Here is a 20640-nt window from a genome sequence, read left to right as displayed (position 1 = left end):
TCCTTGCGATATTGCTTGACACTCGTGGCAAGTCCACGGTTTTGTGGGATCGGCCTCTGACTTCCCGGCTCCGAATCAACTTTACTCATCACAGCCTCTGGTTCGGTCAACCCAGCCGCCGTTCTTGTTGCGTTTCAAGTCGTCCATATTTACAGCCCAGCAAGGCGAAGGAACAAAACCAGCGCATTGGTCAGCACGTTTTTTCCTCCGGTTCGAACAGCTTCTTCAGCGCCTGGTGCTCCGCTTTCCAGTCATCGAATTTTTTGCTCTCGCTGTCAGTGCCACGGCTTTTCCCGAAGCGGGTACGGCTCACCCACACTTGCAGAGGAGTCGGGGTTCGCATCACTGCGAACACTTCGAACCCAATACCGACGCCAAGCAAAATCCATCCCAAGCCCGGAATGGAAACCCCAGCGAGGGCGAGTACACCGCCAACTCCCACACGAGTTGCAATACCTTGGAGCGCTTGTTGCCCTATCCGCCTCACAAAGAAGTTGCTTAGAGCACCGCGTGCTTGAGCTTTCAACAGAGTTTCTGCAACAGCCCCCGCCACCGACATTGTCCCCGTAACCGCAGTCCCATAAAACATAACCGCTGATCCGACATACAAGCGCATCACGTCGCTCTGGCCCGCCTGCTTGGCTTTATCGGCCTTCTTCATTGCGCTTATACCTCCTAGCACACCACCCACCGCGCCAAGGAAGCTGCCTATGGCTCGCATCCCAGCCAGCTTTGAGCTGTCCGCAGCTATTCCTCCAGCCGCTTCAAGGCGCTTTGTCATCGCAAAACCGACCAGTTCAAAACCAGCGGCAATCAATCCCGCTGACGCATCCATGAACCCCAGCCAGTCTCTTTCTTCGCCGGGCTTCACATTCGATAAGCTGCAGACGCTTTTGCCAAAACCGGCAGCGGCAATCGCCACCGTGCCTAGCGCGAGTCGGCCGTCGACGGTGCTCGCCATGCGCTGCCCGTCAATCACCAGTGCGTTGCTCGCCGCCGCACGTGCGAGTTTAAGGAGCTCGTTCCGCCGATGCCAGGCACGCTCAAACTGCGTTCTGCTGAGGCTGACCGGCAGGCGTCCGCTGCCGGGTGGGGGTTGAAGCAGAACACCGGGAGCATTCGCCGGCAAGGTCACCTTGCCCGCACCTTGGACAATGGCGTCGTCCACATCCCCCGCGTATTTCGCCAGATCCTCGCTGTCGATCAACAAATGCACGGTGACGGTATTTCCTGATGACCGGGCGTTCTCCACCTGCTGTCTGGAAAATCCACCGCGCATTTGGGCGAGCCGGTGGTCAGCCATGTGAACCGGATATTCCACACTGATGAGCACAGGAACGTTGAGGCGAGTGCCGGCCATCAGGGTCTTCAACGCCTGGTCAACCATACGCTGCCCGAGCTGGCTGCTCAATGCCCGATTGAAGGCCCGCTGGATCAAAGCTTGCGTGGCAGGGCTGGCCTGCACACCGCGCACCGTGGCAAGGAGCGCTGCTGCCGCCACAAAACTGTTGGCAATCGGCAAGCCGAAAGCCCCGACGATATCACCCAGGCCCCTGCTCAGCCAGCTGTACTTAACGATTGCTTTCTGGATTGCGTTCGGATTTTTTGCTTCTGCAGACAGGGTAATGAGGCCCTTACCCAAATCAAAGACTTTGTCGTAGCGGTCCTCTTTCAAATACGCAACGAGGTCCTGTTCCTGACCCACCTTCTTGTGGAGCTCCTCCTTGGGCTTCACAAATGCGCTTGCCACCGACAGATCGGTGTCGGCCACGGCGGCCAGCTGTGGCAGCACAGCCGCTTGATTGCACACCAAGGCTCGCCACATCAAAGCATCGGGCTGCGTTGGCGATCGGCTCAATTCGTCCAAATAGCCCGTCAGCGGCATCCCATCGCAAAAGGGCGCTGGTGTCAGTGCCCGGCTGACCTCGGCCGCATAGACGGCGCCGGGAGAGTGACGTTGCTTGGGCTCGTTCGGATCGTTCTCGTCGAAGTGCAGGGCGAAGTAATTGCAGAATTCGCTATCCTGCCGAGCACTCCACCAATCCGCTTCATACCTGGCCACGGGGTCATAGTGCTTGTCCTTCATCATCTTCTCGAAGGAGGCCAGCCATTCGACGCGCGCCGACTCGTCGTAGTAGTCCTTCTCCATTTTTGCCCAGGTGACCCTGGCGGCCTCCTCGGCCTCCTCCCGCAACTGCTTTTCGCGCCCGGGGGAGACGACACGGCCCATGCCGACGCCGTACTTTTCGCGGTTCTCCTTGGTGTCTTCCAATGGCTCCCAGCGTCGCGGCACGTCGGTGTTCGAGTAAGGGTCGAACTTGGGCATGGCGTCAAACTTCTGTTTGCTTACGATGGGCTCTTCTTTGGCCCTCCGTTCTTGCGCCTGCACAAGGTTGCCGTCCAGGATGACTTCCTTGAGCGTCATGAGCGCTTCGGAGCTTTTGAGCTCATGCTCGTATTCCGGCTTCTTCACCTCGAGACCTGCCAGCTCGTGTCGCCGCAATCTGAGAGTGTTGAGTTCGGTCGCAATGGCGGCGGGGTCGCGCAGCACGAGGGCCAGCTCCTTGCCTTTCGTCTTCGGATGACACGCAGCGGCTCGCGTCAGCTGTTCAGCCAGATTCTCGACCCGATCCGCCACGCTGATGAAGCGATAGTCCACGCCGATGCTGCTTCTGGTCAGCGCCGCCTCAAGAACCTTGCTGCGAAGCTGGGACACCGTCGGCTGGAATGTGTTGTTCGAGCCGCCCCCGAGAGACACCTGCTGCATGGCCCGAGGATTGGCTTTGTTCCGATGCCGCAGCGTGTCGTTCCAAAGGTTGGCGCTGTAGGCAATCCAGAGATCGCTGATCCGGTGTGCCTGAGGGATGTTGAGCAGCTTCATCCCCATGACGTTGTGCTTGTCGGTTCGCTTGCACGCGATGGACGTGTCGGGCGCTCCGAAATAGGCATTCCCCTCCGGCACCAGATCTGCATCCGATGTCACGCGAAACACCAGCCAGTTCTTCACGCCCGGCGGAGGCGCCGGGATGTAGACATGGACATACCCCGCCCGCAGCAGGCGCAGAACAAAACGCGACTCCGTGGGCAAGCGTTGCGGGAGAAGACCGCTCATGACGGCCTCGTCGCTTTCGACGGCCGACGAGCCGACAGGCGCCAGCTTGTCACGCAACGCGATCGGACTCGGACGTAGCAGCAGGAGCGACAGGGAGCTCTTGTTGCAGGTGTCGCACCCTTGGGCAGCTGTGGCAGTCATCTTGTTCTCCCTCGGTATTTCAACGGTTCAGGTTCCGACATCGCCGGCCTCTGGGTGAACCGCTTGGTGGTCAGCCCACTGGGTGATCGCTGTATGGAGGTAGCGCACCGGCTCCGGTGGATCCTCCGCACTGCCGGTTTGCTGCATCAAGTCCACGATGGCGGCCGTCTGAAGTCTTTCTGGGTACAGCAAGCTCAGCGCGGCCCAAACCGTCCGATCCTGAAGGCGATTGAAGCGGTGCGGCCAGCGTCTCGCCGCAGCCTCGGCCTGCGCCAATGCCTGTCTTGCGGATCCGTACAGCTCGGCCGCAGAAAGACGGGCAACTTCGGCGGCCGGTTCTTGGGCCCCGCCTTGCGCTCGGCGGGCCACCTCACCGAGCCACTGCGCCAAGGTTCGTGCGATGGCCTCACCTTCGTTCATCACCGCCCATTCCGAGCTGCTCAGACGCAGCGACTGCGTCTCTTCTCCTGCACTGCGCAGGACGATCAGACGGCCCTGCAGATCGAGATAGGCCCAGCTATGCAGGCGACCGAACTGGGCGGCGACCTTCGCGTCGCCAACGACGTGTCTCAACAACGCCATGACCCGCCGGTCGGCCAAACGAAGATAAGTCGCACGTGTTGGCGCTTCGGTGTTCACACGCATGAGAGGCGACAGTTGAGCCGCCAGGCGGTCGATCTGCAACGCGCTTTGCAGCCAAGCTCCTATGCGATGTGCTGCCGCGCCTTCGCCGTCCAGCCCACCGGAGAGTACCTGGTCGCGCTCTGCCTGGGCCAGCTCGAGGGTGGTTGCAAGCCAAGGATCGTCCGGCCCCTGAAGCTCAACCAGGTAGGGATGCAACCCGGGGGCCAGCTTCACATGGCGAGCCAGTTCGACCGCAGCGATCGGGCGGCTCCAGAGTTTTTCTCGCTCCCGTTGCCAGTCCGTCGTCGTGTTGTGTTCACCCGCACTCGGCAGCGGCTCGCCGAGCAAGGGGTCGATCAACACGAAGATGGGTGTCATCGGGTCGAAGGACATGTGCAAGTCCTTCAGCTGCGCCTCAGCGATCGCTGCGCGGGGGTCGAAACGCTGCGATTCTCGCGACTCTGGCTGCTGCATCTGCAAGCGCTCAGATCGCACTGGCACCACCGGCACCTGCCGCGCCAAGGGCGCTCGGGCATTCCGCGAGCTTGCCGAGGTCCGGCAAGACGAGATCGCTGCCGGCCCCCGCCGGCCCAGTCAACTCTTTCATGCTCGCCTTGAACCGCGCGGCCCCCGGCGTGGTGAGCGTGATATTGCCGCCCTCGATGCGGATCGCGGAGCCGCCGGCCGTCAGGAGGATGTGCTTCGGCGCCCCCATCTGGATCGCCGCGTGCGTGCTGCTCACCTCCACGGCCTTGTCCGCGGTCAGCTTCGTGGCCGCATGCTGGCTTTGCGAACTCACCTTGCCGCTGGCCGCATGCAGCTTGATGCCGGTCTCCTGGTTGGGCTTGCTCGCACGGCTGGCCTTGCCGTAGGTGAACCAGCCGATGCCGCCCTGCACCGCCAGGCTGTAATGCCGCTGCGCGGTGTGCGTGATGTCCTGCCCCGCCACCCAGCTCGCCGTATTGCCTGCGCTCATCACCGTATGAGCCGGGCTGAACAGGCCGATGCCGGCCGGCGCCGAGGTCACCAGATCCGGCCGGCCCCAGGCCTCGACCGTCCCCCCGCCGCCGCCGATCTCCCGGTCCGGGCTGCTGCCGGCGCTGCCGCGCTGGTCGGTGGCCTGCAGGCTCTCCTGCAGCGTCTTCTGCGCCTGCGCTACCGGCAGGTCCTGCGGCGCCGCTTCATCCTTCAGCTGGGCCTTGTGCTTCTGTGCCGTGTCGATCAACGTGGTGGTCAGCTCGGCGCTTTGCCGCAGCTGGCCCTCGGCCTCGCGGGTGTCCAGTTGTGATGTAGTGCCGGTCGAGCCGGCCGCCCGTGCGTCGGCGCTGATCAACAGCCCGCTGCCCGCGCGCACCGCCCCGCTGGCTTCGGTCACCAGCTCCGCACCATGCCCCCTGGGATGCAAGCGCTGGTTGTCGTTCTGGTTCAGCAGATGCCCCAGATTCAGCTGCGTACGGTGCTGCGTGCTCGCCAACTGCACCCGGCCTTGTCCGGGGCTGTCGTCGAACACCAGCTGGTTGTAGCCGCCGGCCCCGCTCTGGCTGGCCGACAGCTCCTGGGTCTTGAACCCGGCCATCACGGCCCCGTGCTGGTGCCCCTGGTGGGGCCCGGCCGCTTCCGAACCGGGGAACCAGGCCGGTGCATTGCCCGTAGCGTTCGCCGCGCCACCGCCGATCTGGTTGCCCTGCGCGTTGTCCTGGCCCACCCCGCTGTAGAGGCTGCCGATCACCACGGGCCGGTCGATGTCCCCGTCGAGGAAGGCCACGAGCACTTCCTGCCCCAGGCGTGGAGTAAAAACGCTGCCCCAGTTGGTGCCGGCCACCATCGTGCTCACCCGCACCCAGGTCCCGCTGGCGTCGTTGGCCGGCGCGTTGTCGGCGCCGGTCGCACCCAGCCGGTGGCTGCCGTTGGCGCCACGCTGCCAGTGGAACTGCACCTTGATGCGGTGGTCGCGGTCGGTGTGGATGGGCGCGTCCAGGCCCACCACCAGGGCCGTCTGCGTGCCATTCACTGTGGGCCGCGGGTGTTGCACGATGCTGTTCAGCCCGGCCTGCGGATCAAACACGAGGTCCAGCGCCGGTGCTCGCACCGGCACAGCTACCGGCAGTGCCACCACCTTCACGCTGTACAGCGGCTCCTCGCTGGCGTTGGCCGGGACGGACTTTTGTCCGGCGTCGAGCACCGTGCCCAGCAGGCGGTCGATCGCGGCCCGCTGGTCGGCCGACACGTTGTTGCGTGCCCGGTGTTCGGTCCGCAACAACACAAAACGGTCTTGTTCGCCGCCCTGATGGTTGGGGTGGTCCAGGACGGTGACCACGCTACAGGGCGCGAAGGTCCGCACGCTGCCCTCACCAAAGAAAATCTGCCCGCGGGCGTCCAGCGCTTCCTGCTGGCGCTGCACCAGCCGCTCGCCCTGGGCGCTGGTTTCGTAGGCGTAGACGCCCGGCACGTCCTGGCACTCGCTGGCGATACCGCCCGCGGTATGCAGCGCGGCGGCGCTGACCGGGCGCAGCTGGGTGCTGCGGTAGTCCCAGCTGACCAAGCTCACGGCCTGGGTGGTCACGCGTTGCTCGCTGTGCCACTGGCGCAGGCTGTCTTCCTTCATCACCGCGCCGGGCTGGGTGTAGCGCACGCGCGGCTGGGGGTTCGGCTTGAAGGCCGCGTTGTGGTCGGCGATGATCAGGGTGTGTTGACCCAAGGTCGCACCCCGGGCGTCGCCTTGGTGCTCCCACCAGAAAAACAGGCCCTCTTCCCGCAGAAGCCGCTGAAGGAAGGCCCAGTCGGTTTCGCAATATTGGGTGCACAACGAGCGCTGCGGATACGCTTGTCGGTCGGCCAGCTCCCAGCGCCAAGCGGGCACCAGCGTACCGTGTCCCTGGTAGCCGGCGAACACGGCCTCGACGATCTCCATCACCGTCCTGCCCTGGAAGGTGCGGCTGTCCTGCCGGTAGGCCGCAAAGGCCAGCCAGGGCTCGACGATCAGGCGGTAGCGCGCCAGCCCGCCATCGGCGCCCAGCAGCGAGACCGCCGTGACATGGCCGTGGAAGGGCCGCAGCTGACTGCGGCTGGCCTGGGTCAGCAGCTCCAGCAGCACGGGCCGGCCGATCAGCTGCTTGAGTTCCAGGTGGGCGTCGGCGCTGAGGGCGGTGATGTCGAGCTTGAAGCCGCAATCGGGGCCGCTCGGGCCGATGCTCTCGGTCGCCGTCACGCGCTCGGCCAGCAGGACGTTGTCGCCCAGCAGGGTGGACAGCCTCAGCAGGCGGTCGGTTTGGGTGTAGCCGCTCAACAGGGCCTGGATGGCGGCCGGCAAAGAGGAAAGGATGGACATGCGGGCCCCGGTCAGCGGGTGAGGCCGCCAGCACGACAACGGCGGGCCGCTCCAAGGCAGGCCCCGGTCAGAATGAACTTGAACATGGACTCCCTCGGCGGTTGGCAGGCGCGCGGCGCTGGAGCGCGGCACCCTTGTTGGACCGCCGAGTTTAACGACGCTCAACCGCAGGGAGCCGGTCTTTCCCCCACCTGAGGGGGGATTTCACCCTGAAGTGAAACGTCTCGTTCAGCGTCAGGCAGCGAGTCAGCGAATCGACACCGCCGCCACGCTCAACGGAAATCCCGGCTCTCGGTGTCCAGCCGCCCCAGCAGCGGCGTCCAGTCTTCCAGCCGGTGGGCCACCAGGTGTTTCACCTCGCCCTCGCGCTGCCAGACGCCGTAGACCGCCAGCAGGCGCGACTGCAGCAAGGCCTGCCGGAAGGCATCGCGCACGCGGCGCCAGACGATCACGTTGATGGCGCCCTCCTCGTCCTCCAGCGAGACGAAGATCGTGCCCTGCGCGGTGTCGGGCTGCTGCCTCAAGGTGACGATGCCGCAGGCACGCGCCAGCCGGCCGTTCGGCAAGGCACCCAGCTGTCCCGAGGACAGCATGCGCCGCTCGGCCAGCAGCGGCCGCAGCAAGGCCAGTGGATGGCGCCTCAGCGTCAGGCCCAGCGAGGCATGGTCGAACACGATCTCCTCGCCCTCGGGCGCGGCCGGCAGCTCCAGCGCCGCTTCGTCGATGGGCGCGTCCTGCAGCAGCTCGGGCGCCGCCTGCAGCGCGGCCGCGTCCCAGACTTGCTGGCGCCGGTGGCCCGCGAGGCCACGCAAGGCATCGGCCGCGGCCAGCAGCTTCATCTCGGCCAGCGACAGGCGGGCGCGCCGCGCCAGATCGTCGGCGCTGTCGAACAGGCGCTGCCGGCGCGCCTGCACGATACGCTCGACCGCCATCGCCTGCAGCCCGCCCACCATCGCCAGGCCCAGCCGCACCGCCGGCGTGTGCGGCAGGTCCTCCAGCGTCGCCCCGGCTTCGCTGTACAGGACGTCCACCGGCCGCACCTCCACGCCGTGACGTCGCGCGTCCTGCACCAGCTGGCTGGGTGAATAAAAGCCCATCGGCTGCGAGTTGAGCAGGGCCGCCAGGAAGGCCGCCGGCTCATGGCACTTGATCCAGCAGCTGGCGTAGACCAGCAGCGCGAAGCTGGCCGCATGGCTCTCGGGAAAGCCGTATTCGCCGAAACCCTGGATCTGCTGAAAGATGGCCTCGGCGAACTCGGCGTCGTAGCCGCGCTCGGTCATGCCCAGGACGATGCGGTCGTAGAACTTCTCCAGCCCGCCCTTGCGCCGCCAGGCCGCCATCGCGCGGCGCAGCTGGTCGGCCTCGCCGGCGCTGAAGCCGGCAGCCAGCATCGCCACCTGCATCACCTGCTCCTGGAAGATGGGCACGCCCAGGGTGCGCTCCAGCGCCACCTTGAGCGCCTCGCTCGGGTAGTGGACCGGCTCCTTGCCCTGGCGCCGCCGCAGATAGGGATGCACCATGCCGCCCTGGATGGGGCCGGGCCGCACGATCGCGACCTCGACCACCAGGTCGTAGAAGCAACGCGGCTGCAGCCGCGGCAGCATGGCCTGCTGGGCGCGGCTTTCGATCTGGAACACGCCCACGGTGTCGGCCTTGCAGATCATGTCGAAGGTCGCCTGGCAGCCGTCGGGGATGTCCTGCAGCTGGAAGTCGTGGCCGCGGCGCCGGCCGATGAACTCCAGCGCGCGGCGCAGCACGCTGAGCATGCCCAGCGCCAGCACGTCGACCTTCATCAGGCCCAGCGCGTCGAGGTCGTCCTTGTCCCACTGGATCACGGTGCGCTCGGCCATCGCGGCGTTCTCGATCGGCACCATGCGGCTGACCGGCCCGCGCGAGATCACGAACCCCCCGGTGTGCTGGCTCAGATGGCGCGGAAAACCCAGCAGCTCCAGGGTCAGCGACAGCCACTGGCGCGCCCGCAAGTCCCCGGGGTCCAGGCCGGCCTCGGCCAGGCGGTCGGGCACCGTCTGGCGTCCGTCCCACCACTGGTGGCTCTTGGCGACACGGTCCACCGTCTCCGCATCGAAGCCGAGCGCCTTGCCGACGTCGCGGATCGCGCTGCGCGGGCGGTAGCAGATCACGGTGGCGGTCAGCGCGGCGCGCTCGCGGCCGTATTTCTCGTAGAGGTACTGCATCACCTCCTCGCGGCGCTGGTGCTCGAAGTCCACGTCGATGTCGGGCGGCTCGTTGCGCTCCTTGCTGATGAAACGCTCGAACAGCACCGAGGTGCGCGCCGGGTCGACCTCGGTGATGCCGAGGCAGTAGCAGACCGCCGAGTTGGCGGCCGAGCCGCGCCCCTGGCACAGGATGTGGCGGCTGCGCGCGAAACGCACGATGTCGTAGACCGTCAGGAAGTACTTCTCGTAGCCCAGCTCGCCGATCAGCGCCAGCTCGTGCTCGATCTGCTGCTGCACCGCGTGCGGCAGGCCCTGCGGAAAACGCCGCCCTGCCCCCTCGTAGGCCAGCTGGCGCAGGCAGGCCGCCGGCGAGCTGCCCGCGGGCACCACCTCCTCGGGGTACTCGTACTTCAGCTCGTCGAGCGAGAAGCTGCACAGCGCGGCCGCCTCGAGCGTCGCGGCCAGCAGGTCGGGCGGGTAGAGATTGGCCAGACGCAGGCGCGAACGCAGGTGGCGCTCGGCATTGGGCTGCAAGGCCTCGCCGCACTCGGCCAGCGGCCGGCCCAGCCGCGTCGAGGTCAGCACGTCCTGCAGCGGCTTGCGCGAGCGCACGTGCATGTGCACGTCGCCCGAGGCGATGAGCGGCAGCCCGGTCATGCGCTGCAGGTCGCGCAGCTTCTGCAGCCAGGCCTGGTCGTCGATCGCGTGCAGCAGCTCCACCGCGGCCCAGGCGCGCTGCTTGAAATGCCGCTGCACCCAGCGCGCCTGGCTGAACAGCTCGGCAAAGGGGGCATCGCGACCGGGGATCCACAGCAGCACGCAGCCGTCCAGCTCGGCCGGGCGGATGTCCTCGAAGCGCAGCCGGTAGCTGCCCTTGGGCGAGGCGCGCCGCAGCCGCGTGATGAAGGCGCTCAGGTTGCCGTAGCCCTCGCGGTCGCGCGCCAGCGCGACCAGCCTGAAAGGCGCGCTGGCCTCGACCGCGAACTCGCTGCCGATGAGCAGCTTGAGGCCGGCCTTCTGTGCCTCGACATGGGCGCGCACCACACCCGCCAGCGAGCACTCGTCGGTGATCGCCAGCGCGCTGTAGCCGAGCGCGAGCGCACGCTCGACCAGCTCCTCGGGCCGCGAGGCGCCGCGCAGGAAAGAGAAGTTGGACAGGCAGTGCAGTTCGGCATAGGCCGGCAAGCCGCTCACATCGTGCTCCCGCTTCAGGCGAACACGCCGTGCAGAAACCAGTGGCCGTCAGGCTCGTCGCCCGGCAGCCGCTCGCGGTAGATCCACAGCAGCCCGGCGTGCGGGCTGAGCGCGACGTAGTAGTCGCGCCCGACCTGCCGCTGCCGCGACGCCTTGCGGTCCCCGGACACGCCCGAGTCCCACCAGCCGGCCTCGATGCGGTGCGGCCCGGCCAGCAGCTGCAGCACGCCCTGGTACATGGGTTTGTCCTGGCGCACCAGCAGCTTCAGCGGCTGCGGCAGCACCCACGAGGGCTGCGGCAGGCCTTCGGCCGGCGAGGCGGCCGCGCGCGGCAGTGGCTGCGTGGCCGGCAGCCAGTGCTGCATCCACTCGATGCGGTGGTCCGAGGCCAGCACCGGACGGCGCACCCGCTGCGGCCCCAGGCGCGCCGACAGGCGCTCCAGCAGCTGGTGCAGCGGCTCGCGCTCGCGCACCGCGTCCAGCAGCAGGCTGGCGCTGGCGGCTTGCAGCGGCTGCACCTCGTCGGCCTGCAGCACCAGGTCGCCGACCGGCGCTTTCAGGTTCACCCGGGCCAGGTGCTCGCCGAGCAGGCGGGCCAGGTGCTCGATGTCGCGCGTGGCCTCGGCGGTGCGAATGCAGAGTGCGCCGTTGGCATCGATGTCGCGCGGCCGGTGAGCGTCGTGCAGCCAGCGCAAGGTGAAGGCCAGCACACCCGCATGGCGGGCCGCCAGCCAGCCGGCCATCTGCAGCAGCAGGCGCCGCGCGCCCGCCATCATCGCCGGTGCGTCCTCGACCCGGCCCGGCAGCTCCAGCCGGGCCTCGAACACCTCCGGCAGGGCCAGCCAGGCATGGCTCTCCGGCGCGGCGCCGTAGGCACGGTCGAGCGCAGCGAGCAAGTCCTTGCCGAAGCGCCGGTTCATGCCGCCGCGCGGCAGCCCGCGCACCTCGCCCAGCGTGCGGCAGCCCAGCCGCGCCAGCACCGGCCGCTGCGCCGCGGCGGCGCTCAAGGACTCCAGCGGCAGCGCATCGAGCAGCCGGTGCAGCGGTTGCACAAAACCGTCCGGCAGGCCGCAGCGCGCGAGCGCGAGCGCCCCCAGGCTGGTGGGGGCGGCCGCCACCGCTTCGCAGCCCAGCGCGAGCGCTTCGGCAAACACACGCTCGCGCAGCCGCTCCCCGCCGCCGAACAGACGCTGGCTGGCCTCGACCTCCAGGACCACGGCCTCCTCCAGCAGGCTCACACGCGGCGTGAACTGCAGCGCCCACCAGCCGATGGCCCGCTGCTGGGAGCCGGCCGACGCAAGCAGCGCGGCGGCGGGCTCAGGGGCTGACGGGAAGGCTGCGGGAGACGAAGGTATCAGAGCCAGCCAGTACGGCATTGCTGTGCTCCAGATCGGAAAGCGGGAGGGAAGCCGGCGTGGCGGCGCGGAAGCGGTGAGCCAGCACCCGGCCCAGCGCCGGCTGCACGCTGTCCAGCTCGACCACACCGTCATGCACAGGCCCGCGGCGCTTGAGCACCTGCAGCTGCACGCTGCCCCGGTCCCCCAGCGCCAGCAGCAGCCGCAGCGGCGCGGCCGAGGCCTCCAGCTGCGCGCTGGCGGGCCGGAACAGGAACACCGGCGCGTCGCCCTGCTGGGCCCAGACCTGCAGCCGGCGCACCTGCTCGGGCCGCAACTGCGGCAGCCAGGCCAGCACGGCACCCTCGGGATTGGACTTGATCACCTGCTCGGTCGCCCACAGGCGCTCGGCCGGCGTGGCGGCCTCGACCCACACCAGCCGGCGCGGATCCAGCCCCTGCTTGCGCAGACCCGGCAGGTGCGGATGCTGGGGCGGCGCCACCAGCACCACCGAACCGCCGGCCTTGAGCCGGGCGCGCAGGGCCGGGCCGAGCAGGCGCCACTCGAACACACCGGGCTGCGGCTGCAGCAGCTCGGTCAGCGCGCCGCAGGGCCAGCCGCCGCCGGGCAGCTCGGCGTCGAGCGCCGCATGGCCCGAGGGCAGCACCGCCGCAGGCGGCTCCGCCATCTGGTCGCCGCGCCAGACGGCGCTCTCGATGCCGGCCGGCAGGACCAGGCGGTCCCCGGGCGGAACGCCGTCCATGGAGGGACGGCGCAAGGAAAAGCCGGGCAAAGACGGGTCCTCCGGCGGCGGGGACGGGTCCCCCTGCCGGGTCGGGCTAGCACACATAAGACATGAAATATACTGTACGCCTATACAGTACCTGATGCGGACCCGACTTGTCGAGAGGTGTCGCGGGGGAGGCCGATGCGGCGTGGAGGAAGTGTGATTTCCAGCCGCGCCTCAGCCTCGCCTCAGGGGCCCAGGTCGGCGCCCGACGCCGCCGGAGCTGGGATCGGTGCCGGCCCCGGCGCCGACGCCGGGGGAACCTGCGGCGGTGTCGCCGCGTCGGGCGAGGTCAAGGTCGGCCGCAGGTCGGCGCGCATGCGTTGCGATTGCAGCTGTGCGAAGCCACTGGCGCGCCGCTGGCTCTCCTGCAGCCGGACCGCGCGCGGCGTGATGATGAACAGGCGCTCGCGCAGCTGCCCTTCCTTCTGCTGGCTGCTGAACAGCCGGCCCATCAGCGGCACGCGGCGCACGCCCGGCACACCGGCATCGGTCAGCCCCTGCTGCTGGTAGTTGTAGCCGGCGATGACCAGCGACTGGTTGTCCTCGACGATGGTCTGGGTGCTGACGGTGCTGCGCGCCACGGTGGGCCGCGTGCCTTCGGACTGCACGATCTTGCCGTCCTCGATGTCGATCATCAGCTGCACGCTGTGCGGCGACCCCTCGCGGATCACGGTCGGCGTGACCCGGAGCATGGTGCCTGCCGTGATCGGCACCGCGTCGGCCACGCGCTCGCCGACCAGCGTCAGGTAGACGGTCTCGCTGAGGTCGATCACCGCGCCCAGGTTTTCCATCGTCATCACGGCCGGCTTGCCGATGATCGCGGCGTCCCCCTCGCTCTCCAGCGCCAGGATGCGCGAGAGGAAGTAGGAGAAGTTGTTGATGACCAGGGTCGGGCCGGGGGACTTCTGGCTGGCCGGCATGTTGTTGGACTCGATCCGGGTGGTGCCGCGCCCGCCGCCGAAGGTCGCCGACCAGTCGATGCCCAGCTCCCGCAGGCGGTTGCGCTCGACGTCGATGATCATGGCCTCGATCTCGACCAGCTGCTGTGGCACGTCCAGCTGCGCGATCAGGCTGCGGTAGTAGGCGCGCTTGGACGGGTCGTCGCGGATGATGACGGCATTGGTCCTCACGTCGGGCTCGATCGCCGGCCCGGCGTCGGCATGCAGGCCCGCCCCCAGCAGGTCGCCACGAAGGCTGCGCCGAGGCGCAGCCGCCGAACCGCCCTCCTCGCCGCCGCCGGCGGCCGCCGACAGCAACGGTCCCACCAGCTGGTTCGCGACCGATCCGCGGCTGCCGCGCTCGCTGCCCGCGGCCTCGCCCGGCGGCACCTCGAACACCCCTCCGCTGCGGCCGCGCTTGCCGCCCTTGGCGAGGTTGCGCAGCACCGAGACCACCCCCGGCACCACCACCCGCTTGTTGCGGAACTCGATGACACGGTCCTCCAGGAAGGCGTAGCGCAGCTTGAACACCATCGCGCCCTCCCCGTCCGCCTCGCTCTCGCCGGTGATGGCGGTGCGCACCCGCTCGACATAGGCACGCGGTCCGGACACCAGCACCGCGCCGTCGTTCTGCAGCTCGCCCCAGCCGAACTTGGCCTCGAACAGGCCGATGCCCTGCAGCGCCTCGCGCACCTCAGAGGGGCTGGTCTCGCCCGTCAGCACCCGTTCGGTCACCCGGTCGCCGAGCGGCGAGACATGCAGCTGGTTGTTGTAGATGAACCAGTTGAACTGATAGGACAGCGCCAGCTTGTCGAGGAACTCCTGCGGCGTGGCGCCGCTGTAGCGGCCGCGCACCACGGCATCGCCAGCGATGGACATCTCGAGCGAGGCGCCGAAGTGGCGCGCGAAATCCTCCAGCACCCGCCTGAGCGGCTGGGCGTCGCTGCGGTATGCGAAGGTGCCTGCCTCGTTCCAGCTGGGCGGCGGCGCCGCCACCGCGGCGCTCGTGAACGTACCCAGGCACACGGCCACGGCCGCGCTGATCGACTTCAACAACACACGACTCTCCTTGGAACCCTATACAGCCCAGCTGCAAGAAAACGCCCAGGGCGGCAGCCGGACGTCTTCAGCGCCCGCCCAGCAGCTTCTCGCGCAGGCGGCTCTGCAGCCGCAGGTTGGCGTTCGGCGCCTGCCACTTGTCGCTGGGCGGTGCATCGGCATGGCCCAGCGCCGGCGTGACGCCGAGCGCGGTGCGCCACACCCGCGCCTCGCCCTCCAGCGTGTCGCTGGCCTTTTTCAAGGCCAGCGGCCCGGCCGGCCCGGGCAGCCAGGCGGTCAGCAGCAGGTCGGCGCCATGCGCCGAGAAGGCCAGTCCGCTGCTGTAGTGCGCCGCCGCCTGGAACCCGAAACCCAGCGCGTGCCGGCATTGCCCGGGCGTCGCCTGCGGCAGCAGCACGGTCCACAGCAGCGTGCCTGCCTGCAAGGTCTCGGCATGGACACGGATGTCGACGGCGGCGGTCATGGCGGGTCTCTCGGGTCGGTGGGGTCTGGCGGGGCGACACGCGCGCCTTCAGCGCGATTCGTCCAGCACCTTGTGCAGGGTTTTGACATTGAGCTTGGCGGTCAGCTCGACGGCCTGGTTCACCAGGTCGGCGCGCTGCTTCAGCTGCAGGAACTCGGCCTTGGCGGCTTCCTTCTGCTCGGGATCCACATCCGGCCCGAACATCTCGGCGGTGCGCTCGTTCATCTGCGCCTCCAGCTCGCGGCTCAGGCGTTCGTTGGACCGGTAGATGTTGAAGGTGGTGTCGGCTGCGCTTCTCATCGGACTCTCCTGTGGCGTTGCAATTCGGCGCTGGCGGGCTGGGTGGCCCGGCTGGCCGCGGGATGTCTCATGAGTGCGGCATCGGGGCGGATGGTTCGGCCGCCCGGTCCAGTTGCAGCAGTCGCTCTTGCAGCCAGTCGAGCAAGGTTTGCCGGATGACCCCGGCGGCGGCGTCGAAGCTGGCGTGCCAGGCCCCGCCGGCGGCCTCCACGCGCACCTCGCCGGGTGCCAGGGTCTCGTCGCGCACGGCGACAAAATCGCCTTCGGGCAGCCGCTCGCGATCGGCCTCGGCGTGGCGCAGCTCGATGTCCACCGCGCGCGGCGGCAGCTCCTTCAGGGCCAGTGCCACCGCGGCGGCCACCCGCTCGCGCGCGGGCGTTGCGCTGCAGACCTGCTCGAAGGCGCCGGCGGCCAAGGCCAGCACCAGCGGCTCGAGGCGGTGCCGGGTGCGCCCCCAGGCCGCGTCGATCTGCCGCAGCCGCTCGTCGACGGCCTGCTCCAGCTGTTGCCGGGTGGTGTCGAGCAGAACGCGCGCCTCCTCCTCGGCCCGCTGCTGCAGCGCCTCGGCTTCCGCGCGCGCGGCGTCGATCAGGCCTTGTCCAAGACGCTGCGCATCGGCGAACTGACGGTGCACCTCGGCCGGCACCACGCCGACATGGTGCTCGTAGCCGGCCGGCAGGGACAGGCGGCGCGCGGTGAAGCCGAGGCTCATGACCGGCCGCTCACGACAGCTCCAGCGTGGCCTGGATGCAGCGCTGCCAGCCAGCCGCCGCGCGCCACTGGCGTCGCGGCGTGGCGGCTGCCATAGTGCCGGCGAGCTGCTCGCGCAGCCCCTGCGCCTCGTCGTGCCAGGCCGCGGGCACCCCCTGGCGGACACGGGCCCACAGCCCCGGAAAACCTTCGTCGAAATAGAACGACAGCTCGGCCAGCGCCAGCGCCTCCAGCGTGCACGACTCGAAGCTGTGCCAGTCCAGCCGACGCGGCAGCGGCTGCGTGCTGGCCATCGAGAGGCCCCATTGGCGCTCCTCGCGGCTGCGCAGGCGATGCAGCAAGGCCGGTGTCTGGGCGCACAGGAAAGCGGCGAAGCGACCGAGGGCCTGCGGCCAGCGGTCCGGTGTCAGGCGGCAGGTGTGATGCCAGTCCCACAGCGTGGCGTCTTCCAGCGAAAAGGTCAGCGCCGCGTCACCCCAGGCCATCGCGCCGGCATCGCGGCGCGCCACGCAGCTGCGCTGCACGACGTCGACCGCATGTCCGGGCCAGCCGCCGAACCACCAGGCGGCAAAACCGGGGTCGATATCCGGCATGCAGACGGCACTGCTCATGCCGCCCCCGGCCGCCGCAGCTTCAGCGCCGGCACACGCGCCCGCAGCTTGCCGAGCCAGCCGAAACGCCGGTTGCTCCAGGCGCCGACGATCACCAGCAGCAGCAGACCGATCACGAGCGCCATCAGTGCCAAGGCGGTGCGCAGCGCCGCGGCCGAGCGCGACTCGACCATGAAGCCGGCCACACGCTCCCAGCCCATCGCCTCGGCCTGGTCGGCCGGCTGGGTCGCCGGCACCATGACCACCTGGACCTTGGAGGCCTGGCCCTCCTCGGAGCTCAGGCCCGGGATGCTGGCCGCCACCAGGCTGCGCACGCGCGGCGTCACGAGGTCGCTGTCCAGCGGCTCGCGGTACTTGATGAACACCGAGGCCGACGAAGGCTGCACCGGCTCGCCGGGCGCCACCCGCTCCGGCAGCACCACGTGCACCCGCGCCACCACCACCCGGTCGATCTGCGACAGCGTGTACTCCAGCTCCTGCGACAGGCCGTAGATATAGCGGGCACGCTCCTCGAGCGGGGTCGAGATCATGCCGTCCTTCTTGAACACCTGCCCGAGGTGCGACAGCTGGCGCCTGGGCAGGCCGGCCGCGGTCAGCAACTCGGTGGCGCGGGCCAGGTCCGGCTCGGACACCTGCAGCGCCACGCCGTCCTTGGCCGGCGCCTTGGCGGCCATCACGCCGCCGCGCTGCAGCACGCTGAGCATCTCGTTGGCGTCGGTGTCGCTCAGGCCGGCATGCAGCACCACGGTCTTGCCGCAGGCGCCGAGCACACAGGCCAGGACCACCACGGCCAGGTAGCGCGCCAGGCGGCGCCACGGAGACAGAAGCAGATTCATGAGCCGGATCCCGCTGGGCGCTCGGCGCCTCAGTTCATGCGCGTGAGCTGGTCGAGCGAGGTGGCCGCCTTGGACACCGTCTTCGTCATCAGCTGCACATGGTGCTGGTACTCGCTCAGCGCCAGCGAAGCCTTCATCATCAGCTCGTGGTCGCCGGTCAGGCTGGCGCGCTGGATCAGCGACGACAGGTGGCGGTGGTCGCGCTTGAGGTCGGCGGCCACGCCGCTCATGCCGCCGGCCAGGCGCTCGCCGAGCGAAGGCCCGGTCGCCGGACGCGGCCCGGCCTCCAGCGGCGTCAAGCTCAGGCGGTGCTGCTCCACGGCAACGCGGAAGTCGGCCGCATCCGCCGCCGAAGCGGGTGCGGCCGGGCCGGCGCCGCCGCCCCGCAGGGGGGCCACGCTCTCGAAGGCACGAACGTTCTGCAGTGAATCGACTTTCATGGTGTCCTCTTGATGGCTGGACCGGACCGCGCTCGGGCGGTTTCGCTGCCATGAATGTCGGCCCGAGTGTTTTGGTTCCCCGGCCCGGCGTTCGGCCCTCGCTCTCCCTTCAACCCCGCCCTTGCAGCCGGGTGGCGCTGACCGGCTCGATCAGGCCCAGGTCGATCAGCCGCTGCAGATCCGCCAGCTGCGCCAGGCCGCGCGTCTGGTGCAGGATCTCGCGCACGCTGCGCTGTCCGTTGCACAGCAGCAGCACCGGACGCAGCCGCCGCTCCAGCGAGGGGCAGCGCGTCTCGATCACGGTCCTGCCCTGTTTCGTCATTGCGTACTTCACCACCGGCCCTCCTTCGCGTGACCACCTGCAGCGCCGGGCCGCCGGCACCGCATACGGCATGAGTGGCGACTGCCTGCAAAGGGTTTCCTGCCGGATGGATACGAACACCCTTACCTCCCCCCTTGAGGTAGGGGTGAGAAACACCCGCTCCCGCCGCTACCATCACGATCACGCAGCTCACAGGGAGGAAAACCATGCCTGAGAAGCGTTACATCGTGGCCGGCTCGGACGGCTGGCTGCTCATCAAGCCGGAGCCTGTCGGCGCGAACATTTCGGTTCCGGAGTACCTGCAGGTCGAGCTGACCTCATCCAGTGCAGGACGTGATTTCTTCACCGTGCTGGAGGGTGTGAACGGGGGGAAGAAGTTCTCCGTGAAGACCGGCAACCTGAGTGTTCAGCGACCGGAGTACAAGGGGCCTGCGCAGCTGACGTTCAGCGTCAGCAGAGAGACGCTGACCTACGCGCAGGGAAGCGTCAAGGCCATCACGGAGCCCCGCAACCCCATCCCCGAGGGCATGCATCCGATCCAGATACCCGACCACCCGCACAGCGGTGGCCTGGGTTATCTCGGGAAAAGCCCGTATGCGAAAAACTGGTTCTACCTGGGGCATGGCGAAGCCATCCGCTATCACGGTGACCGCTACTTGCATCCCGGGCGCGTGAGCGCTGGTTGCATCACGGTGGACGCGGACCGATGGACGCAGCTCTACCGGTATCTGATCCTTTGCAGGAGTGGTGATGGCAAGACAGTTGGCACTGTTACTGTGGTTCGCTAGCGTGCTGCCCCTGGCTCACGCCTCGGAGAGTTCGGCGACCGGGCCTTCCGAGCTGTCGCAGAAGGATTTGGGCAACCCGAAAGCGGTCGAGACTTGGCTCAAAGAGAACGGCGCGAAGGCTCACAAGGCTGACAAGAAGAACTCGCAAAGAGCCTACGAGTATGGGCAGCTGAAGAAGCAGCGCAAGGAATGGGGAGCGGCGGCGAAGGCGTTCGGCGAGAGCGCCTTGTTCTACCCCACACCGAAGGCACTGAACGAATACGCAGACAACTGGCTCCGCATGCTCGGTGAGATCAGGCAGCGCGAAAAGACCTATGGGGAGCGTTGGCAAGCGGATTTGAGCGAGGCCGAAGCCACCTATCGCACGGCCCTTGCGGCGGACTCCGTGCTGAAGCTGATGACCGACAAGGAGCGGCAGCAAACCCGGAAAAACGCCGAGTGCCTGGCCGACTACATCAAGTCCCAGGTGAAGCAGGGCGACTGCCTTCCGCTGCAGCTCTATGGCGTGAAGAAGTGATTCCGGAGTCCGACATCGGCCGCTGTGGAGCGAAGCGTGCCTGCGATGACGGGCAGAAACTGGTCCGGATCCCCGCCGGGCGGCATCAGCGATCGCAACTCGCGCAATGCGCGCAGCATCTCCTCGGGCCGTGCGCCGAGCATGCGAAACGCCTGCGTCGCCACCTCCAGGCTCGGCAGCGCGGCAGCCCCTTCCGCCCTCAGACGCTCCAGCAAGTACCGCACGTAGTCGGCATCCAGCACGGGGTAGGGAATGGAAGTAGCGCCGGCAAAGGCCTGATTGCGGCGCGCAGTGAGCTCGCTCACCAGGGCGCGGTGCGACCCCGTGCCCACGAAGATGAAATGGCCGGGCGTGCCGGGGCGGGGGTTGATCCCGTCCCGGGCAGCCTTCAGGGCCAGCAGCATCTGCTTGCCCTCCTCCGACGTGATCGCCTGCTGCACCTCGTCGACGATCAAGACGAGGTCGCACTTCGCCTGGTCGACGACCTCGGTCAAGGCCTCGGCGAGCGTCGCCCCGCCCTCGGCGCCTACGCTTTCAACCTTGAAGCCGAACTTGAAGCCGGCCACAGCGAGCTCCGCGTTGCGCAACTTCTGAAGTTTTTGGACCACGGCTCCTGCGGGCGACTGCAGTTCGGCGAGGGTGCGCCGGATCGCTCCTCGCACCAGGGTGGCGGGATGGGTCTGCGTGTTCGACCACAGGTCAACGTAGATGACCAAGGCGCCCGCGCCCTCCAGCGCTGGCACCAGGTCGGCTTGAAGGAAGGTCGTCTTGCCTGTGCGGCGCAGGCCGGAGATGAAAAGCCCGGATCGAAGCCCCTCATCCAGCACGCCGGGCTGGAGTAGCTGACGCGTCATCTCTTGCGCGAGCTTCGTGCGGTGGAAAATCGTGTGCATGGGGCAAAGTTGGAGCAGGAAGAAAATTAGTCGATATAGCTAATTTCACCTAAATTTCTCCG

17 protein-coding genes are annotated in these 20640 nt (G+C 68.1%); 2 read left to right on the top strand and 15 right to left on the bottom strand.

Annotation, left to right across the window (positions count from 1 at the left end):
• Window positions 1–190: 190 nt before the first annotated feature.
• From OOT46_RS03935 to OOT46_RS03870, 14 genes are all read right to left on the bottom strand, one after another.
• Window positions 191–3253, bottom strand: coding sequence for a T6SS effector BTH_I2691 family protein (locus OOT46_RS03935; RefSeq protein WP_265402277.1), 3063 nt, complete (start codon window positions 3251–3253; stop codon window positions 191–193).
• Between the two features lie 27 nt (window positions 3254–3280).
• Window positions 3281–4270, bottom strand: a complete 990-nt coding sequence (locus tag OOT46_RS03930; protein ID WP_265402276.1) for a DUF4123 domain-containing protein — start codon at window positions 4268–4270, stop codon at window positions 3281–3283.
• A 91-nt stretch (window positions 4271–4361) separates the two neighbouring features.
• A complete protein-coding gene (locus OOT46_RS03925) occupies window positions 4362–7205 on the bottom strand; it encodes a type VI secretion system Vgr family protein (protein ID WP_265402275.1) in 2844 nt (947 codons plus the stop codon).
• A gap of 272 nt (window positions 7206–7477) precedes the next feature.
• Entirely contained in the window at window positions 7478–10576 is a 3099-nt protein-coding gene (locus tag OOT46_RS03920) for an error-prone DNA polymerase (RefSeq protein ID WP_265402274.1), read from the bottom strand.
• A 14-nt stretch (window positions 10577–10590) separates the two neighbouring features.
• Window positions 10591–11952, bottom strand: coding sequence for a Y-family DNA polymerase (locus OOT46_RS03915; RefSeq protein ID WP_265402273.1), 1362 nt, complete (start codon window positions 11950–11952; stop codon window positions 10591–10593).
• A complete protein-coding gene (gene imuA / locus OOT46_RS03910) occupies window positions 11894–12673 on the bottom strand; it encodes a translesion DNA synthesis-associated protein ImuA (protein ID WP_265402272.1) in 780 nt (259 codons plus the stop codon). The genes OOT46_RS03915 and imuA overlap by 59 nt, the downstream gene beginning before the upstream one ends.
• A 212-nt stretch (window positions 12674–12885) precedes the next feature.
• Entirely contained in the window at window positions 12886–14697 is a 1812-nt protein-coding gene (gene sctC / locus OOT46_RS03905; RefSeq protein ID WP_265402271.1) for a type III secretion system outer membrane ring subunit SctC, read from the bottom strand.
• A 67-nt stretch (window positions 14698–14764) separates the two neighbouring features.
• Window positions 14765–15160: a hypothetical protein gene (locus OOT46_RS03900; protein ID WP_265402270.1), complete on the bottom strand. Its 396-nt coding sequence runs from the start codon at window positions 15158–15160 to the stop codon at window positions 14765–14767.
• Window positions 15161–15208: 48 nt separating this feature from the next.
• Window positions 15209–15460: a hypothetical protein gene (locus tag OOT46_RS03895; protein WP_265402269.1), complete on the bottom strand. Its 252-nt coding sequence runs from the start codon at window positions 15458–15460 to the stop codon at window positions 15209–15211.
• A 67-nt stretch (window positions 15461–15527) separates the two neighbouring features.
• Entirely contained in the window at window positions 15528–16172 is a 645-nt protein-coding gene (locus OOT46_RS03890) for a hypothetical protein (protein ID WP_265402268.1), read from the bottom strand.
• 10 nt (window positions 16173–16182) lie between these two features.
• Complete coding sequence (locus OOT46_RS03885; RefSeq protein WP_265402267.1) at window positions 16183–16782, bottom strand: hypothetical protein; 600 nt, start codon at window positions 16780–16782, stop codon at window positions 16183–16185.
• A complete protein-coding gene (gene sctJ / locus OOT46_RS03880; RefSeq protein ID WP_265402266.1) occupies window positions 16779–17618 on the bottom strand; it encodes a type III secretion system inner membrane ring lipoprotein SctJ in 840 nt (279 codons plus the stop codon). Before sctJ ends, OOT46_RS03885 begins: the two co-directional genes overlap by 4 nt.
• Before the next feature lie 29 nt (window positions 17619–17647).
• Window positions 17648–18058, bottom strand: a complete 411-nt coding sequence (locus OOT46_RS03875) for an EscI/YscI/HrpB family type III secretion system inner rod protein (protein WP_265402265.1) — start codon at window positions 18056–18058, stop codon at window positions 17648–17650.
• Between the two features lie 109 nt (window positions 18059–18167).
• Complete coding sequence (locus tag OOT46_RS03870) at window positions 18168–18395, bottom strand: hypothetical protein (RefSeq protein WP_265402264.1); 228 nt, start codon at window positions 18393–18395, stop codon at window positions 18168–18170.
• 191 nt (window positions 18396–18586) lie between these two features.
• Between OOT46_RS03870 and OOT46_RS03865 the strand changes: the two genes are divergently transcribed.
• Together OOT46_RS03865 and OOT46_RS03860 are read left to right on the top strand one after the other, a co-directional pair.
• A complete protein-coding gene (locus OOT46_RS03865) occupies window positions 18587–19168 on the top strand; it encodes a hypothetical protein (RefSeq protein ID WP_265402263.1) in 582 nt (193 codons plus the stop codon).
• A complete protein-coding gene (locus OOT46_RS03860) occupies window positions 19131–19685 on the top strand; it encodes a hypothetical protein (RefSeq protein ID WP_265402262.1) in 555 nt (184 codons plus the stop codon). The genes OOT46_RS03865 and OOT46_RS03860 overlap by 38 nt, the downstream gene beginning before the upstream one ends.
• On the opposite strand, the gene OOT46_RS03855 is transcribed toward OOT46_RS03860, so the two are convergent.
• The gene (locus tag OOT46_RS03855; RefSeq protein ID WP_265402261.1) at window positions 19667–20578 is read right to left on the bottom strand and encodes an AAA family ATPase; all 912 of its coding nucleotides are present in this window, start codon (window positions 20576–20578) and stop codon (window positions 19667–19669) included. The two genes, OOT46_RS03860 and OOT46_RS03855, sit on opposite strands and share 19 nt — an antisense overlap.
• Between the last annotated feature and the right edge of the window lie 62 nt (window positions 20579–20640).

The sequence above is a fragment of the Aquabacterium sp. A7-Y genome (assembly GCF_026153205.1).
GTDB lineage: Bacteria > Pseudomonadota > Gammaproteobacteria > Burkholderiales > Burkholderiaceae_C > Caldimonas.
Note: the sequence above shows the minus strand (reverse complement) of the source record. Positions and strands in the feature narration are given on the sequence as shown.

Excerpts from the sequence above, each read along its gene's own strand:
- OOT46_RS03935 (WP_265402277.1), bottom strand. The coding sequence starts at position 3,253 with ATGACTGCCACAGCTGCCCAAGGGTGCGACACCTGCAACAAGAGCTCC.
- OOT46_RS03930 (WP_265402276.1), bottom strand. The coding sequence starts at position 4,270 with ATGTCCTTCGACCCGATGACACCCATCTTCGTGTTGATCGACCCCTTG.
- OOT46_RS03925 (WP_265402275.1), bottom strand. The coding sequence starts at position 7,205 with ATGTCCATCCTTTCCTCTTTGCCGGCCGCCATCCAGGCCCTGTTGAGC.
- OOT46_RS03915 (WP_265402273.1), bottom strand. The coding sequence starts at position 11,952 with ATGCCGTACTGGCTGGCTCTGATACCTTCGTCTCCCGCAGCCTTCCCG.
- imuA (WP_265402272.1), bottom strand. The coding sequence starts at position 12,673 with ATGGACGGCGTTCCGCCCGGGGACCGCCTGGTCCTGCCGGCCGGCATC.
- OOT46_RS03900 (WP_265402270.1), bottom strand. The coding sequence starts at position 15,160 with ATGACCGCCGCCGTCGACATCCGTGTCCATGCCGAGACCTTGCAGGCA.
- OOT46_RS03895 (WP_265402269.1), bottom strand. The coding sequence starts at position 15,460 with ATGAGAAGCGCAGCCGACACCACCTTCAACATCTACCGGTCCAACGAA.
- OOT46_RS03890 (WP_265402268.1), bottom strand. The coding sequence starts at position 16,172 with ATGAGCCTCGGCTTCACCGCGCGCCGCCTGTCCCTGCCGGCCGGCTAC.
- OOT46_RS03885 (WP_265402267.1), bottom strand. The coding sequence starts at position 16,782 with ATGAGCAGTGCCGTCTGCATGCCGGATATCGACCCCGGTTTTGCCGCC.
- sctJ (WP_265402266.1), bottom strand. The coding sequence starts at position 17,618 with ATGAATCTGCTTCTGTCTCCGTGGCGCCGCCTGGCGCGCTACCTGGCC.
- OOT46_RS03875 (WP_265402265.1), bottom strand. The coding sequence starts at position 18,058 with ATGAAAGTCGATTCACTGCAGAACGTTCGTGCCTTCGAGAGCGTGGCC.
- OOT46_RS03865 (WP_265402263.1), top strand. The coding sequence starts at position 18,587 with ATGCCTGAGAAGCGTTACATCGTGGCCGGCTCGGACGGCTGGCTGCTC.
- OOT46_RS03860 (WP_265402262.1), top strand. The coding sequence starts at position 19,131 with ATGGCAAGACAGTTGGCACTGTTACTGTGGTTCGCTAGCGTGCTGCCC.
- OOT46_RS03855 (WP_265402261.1), bottom strand. The coding sequence starts at position 20,578 with ATGCACACGATTTTCCACCGCACGAAGCTCGCGCAAGAGATGACGCGT.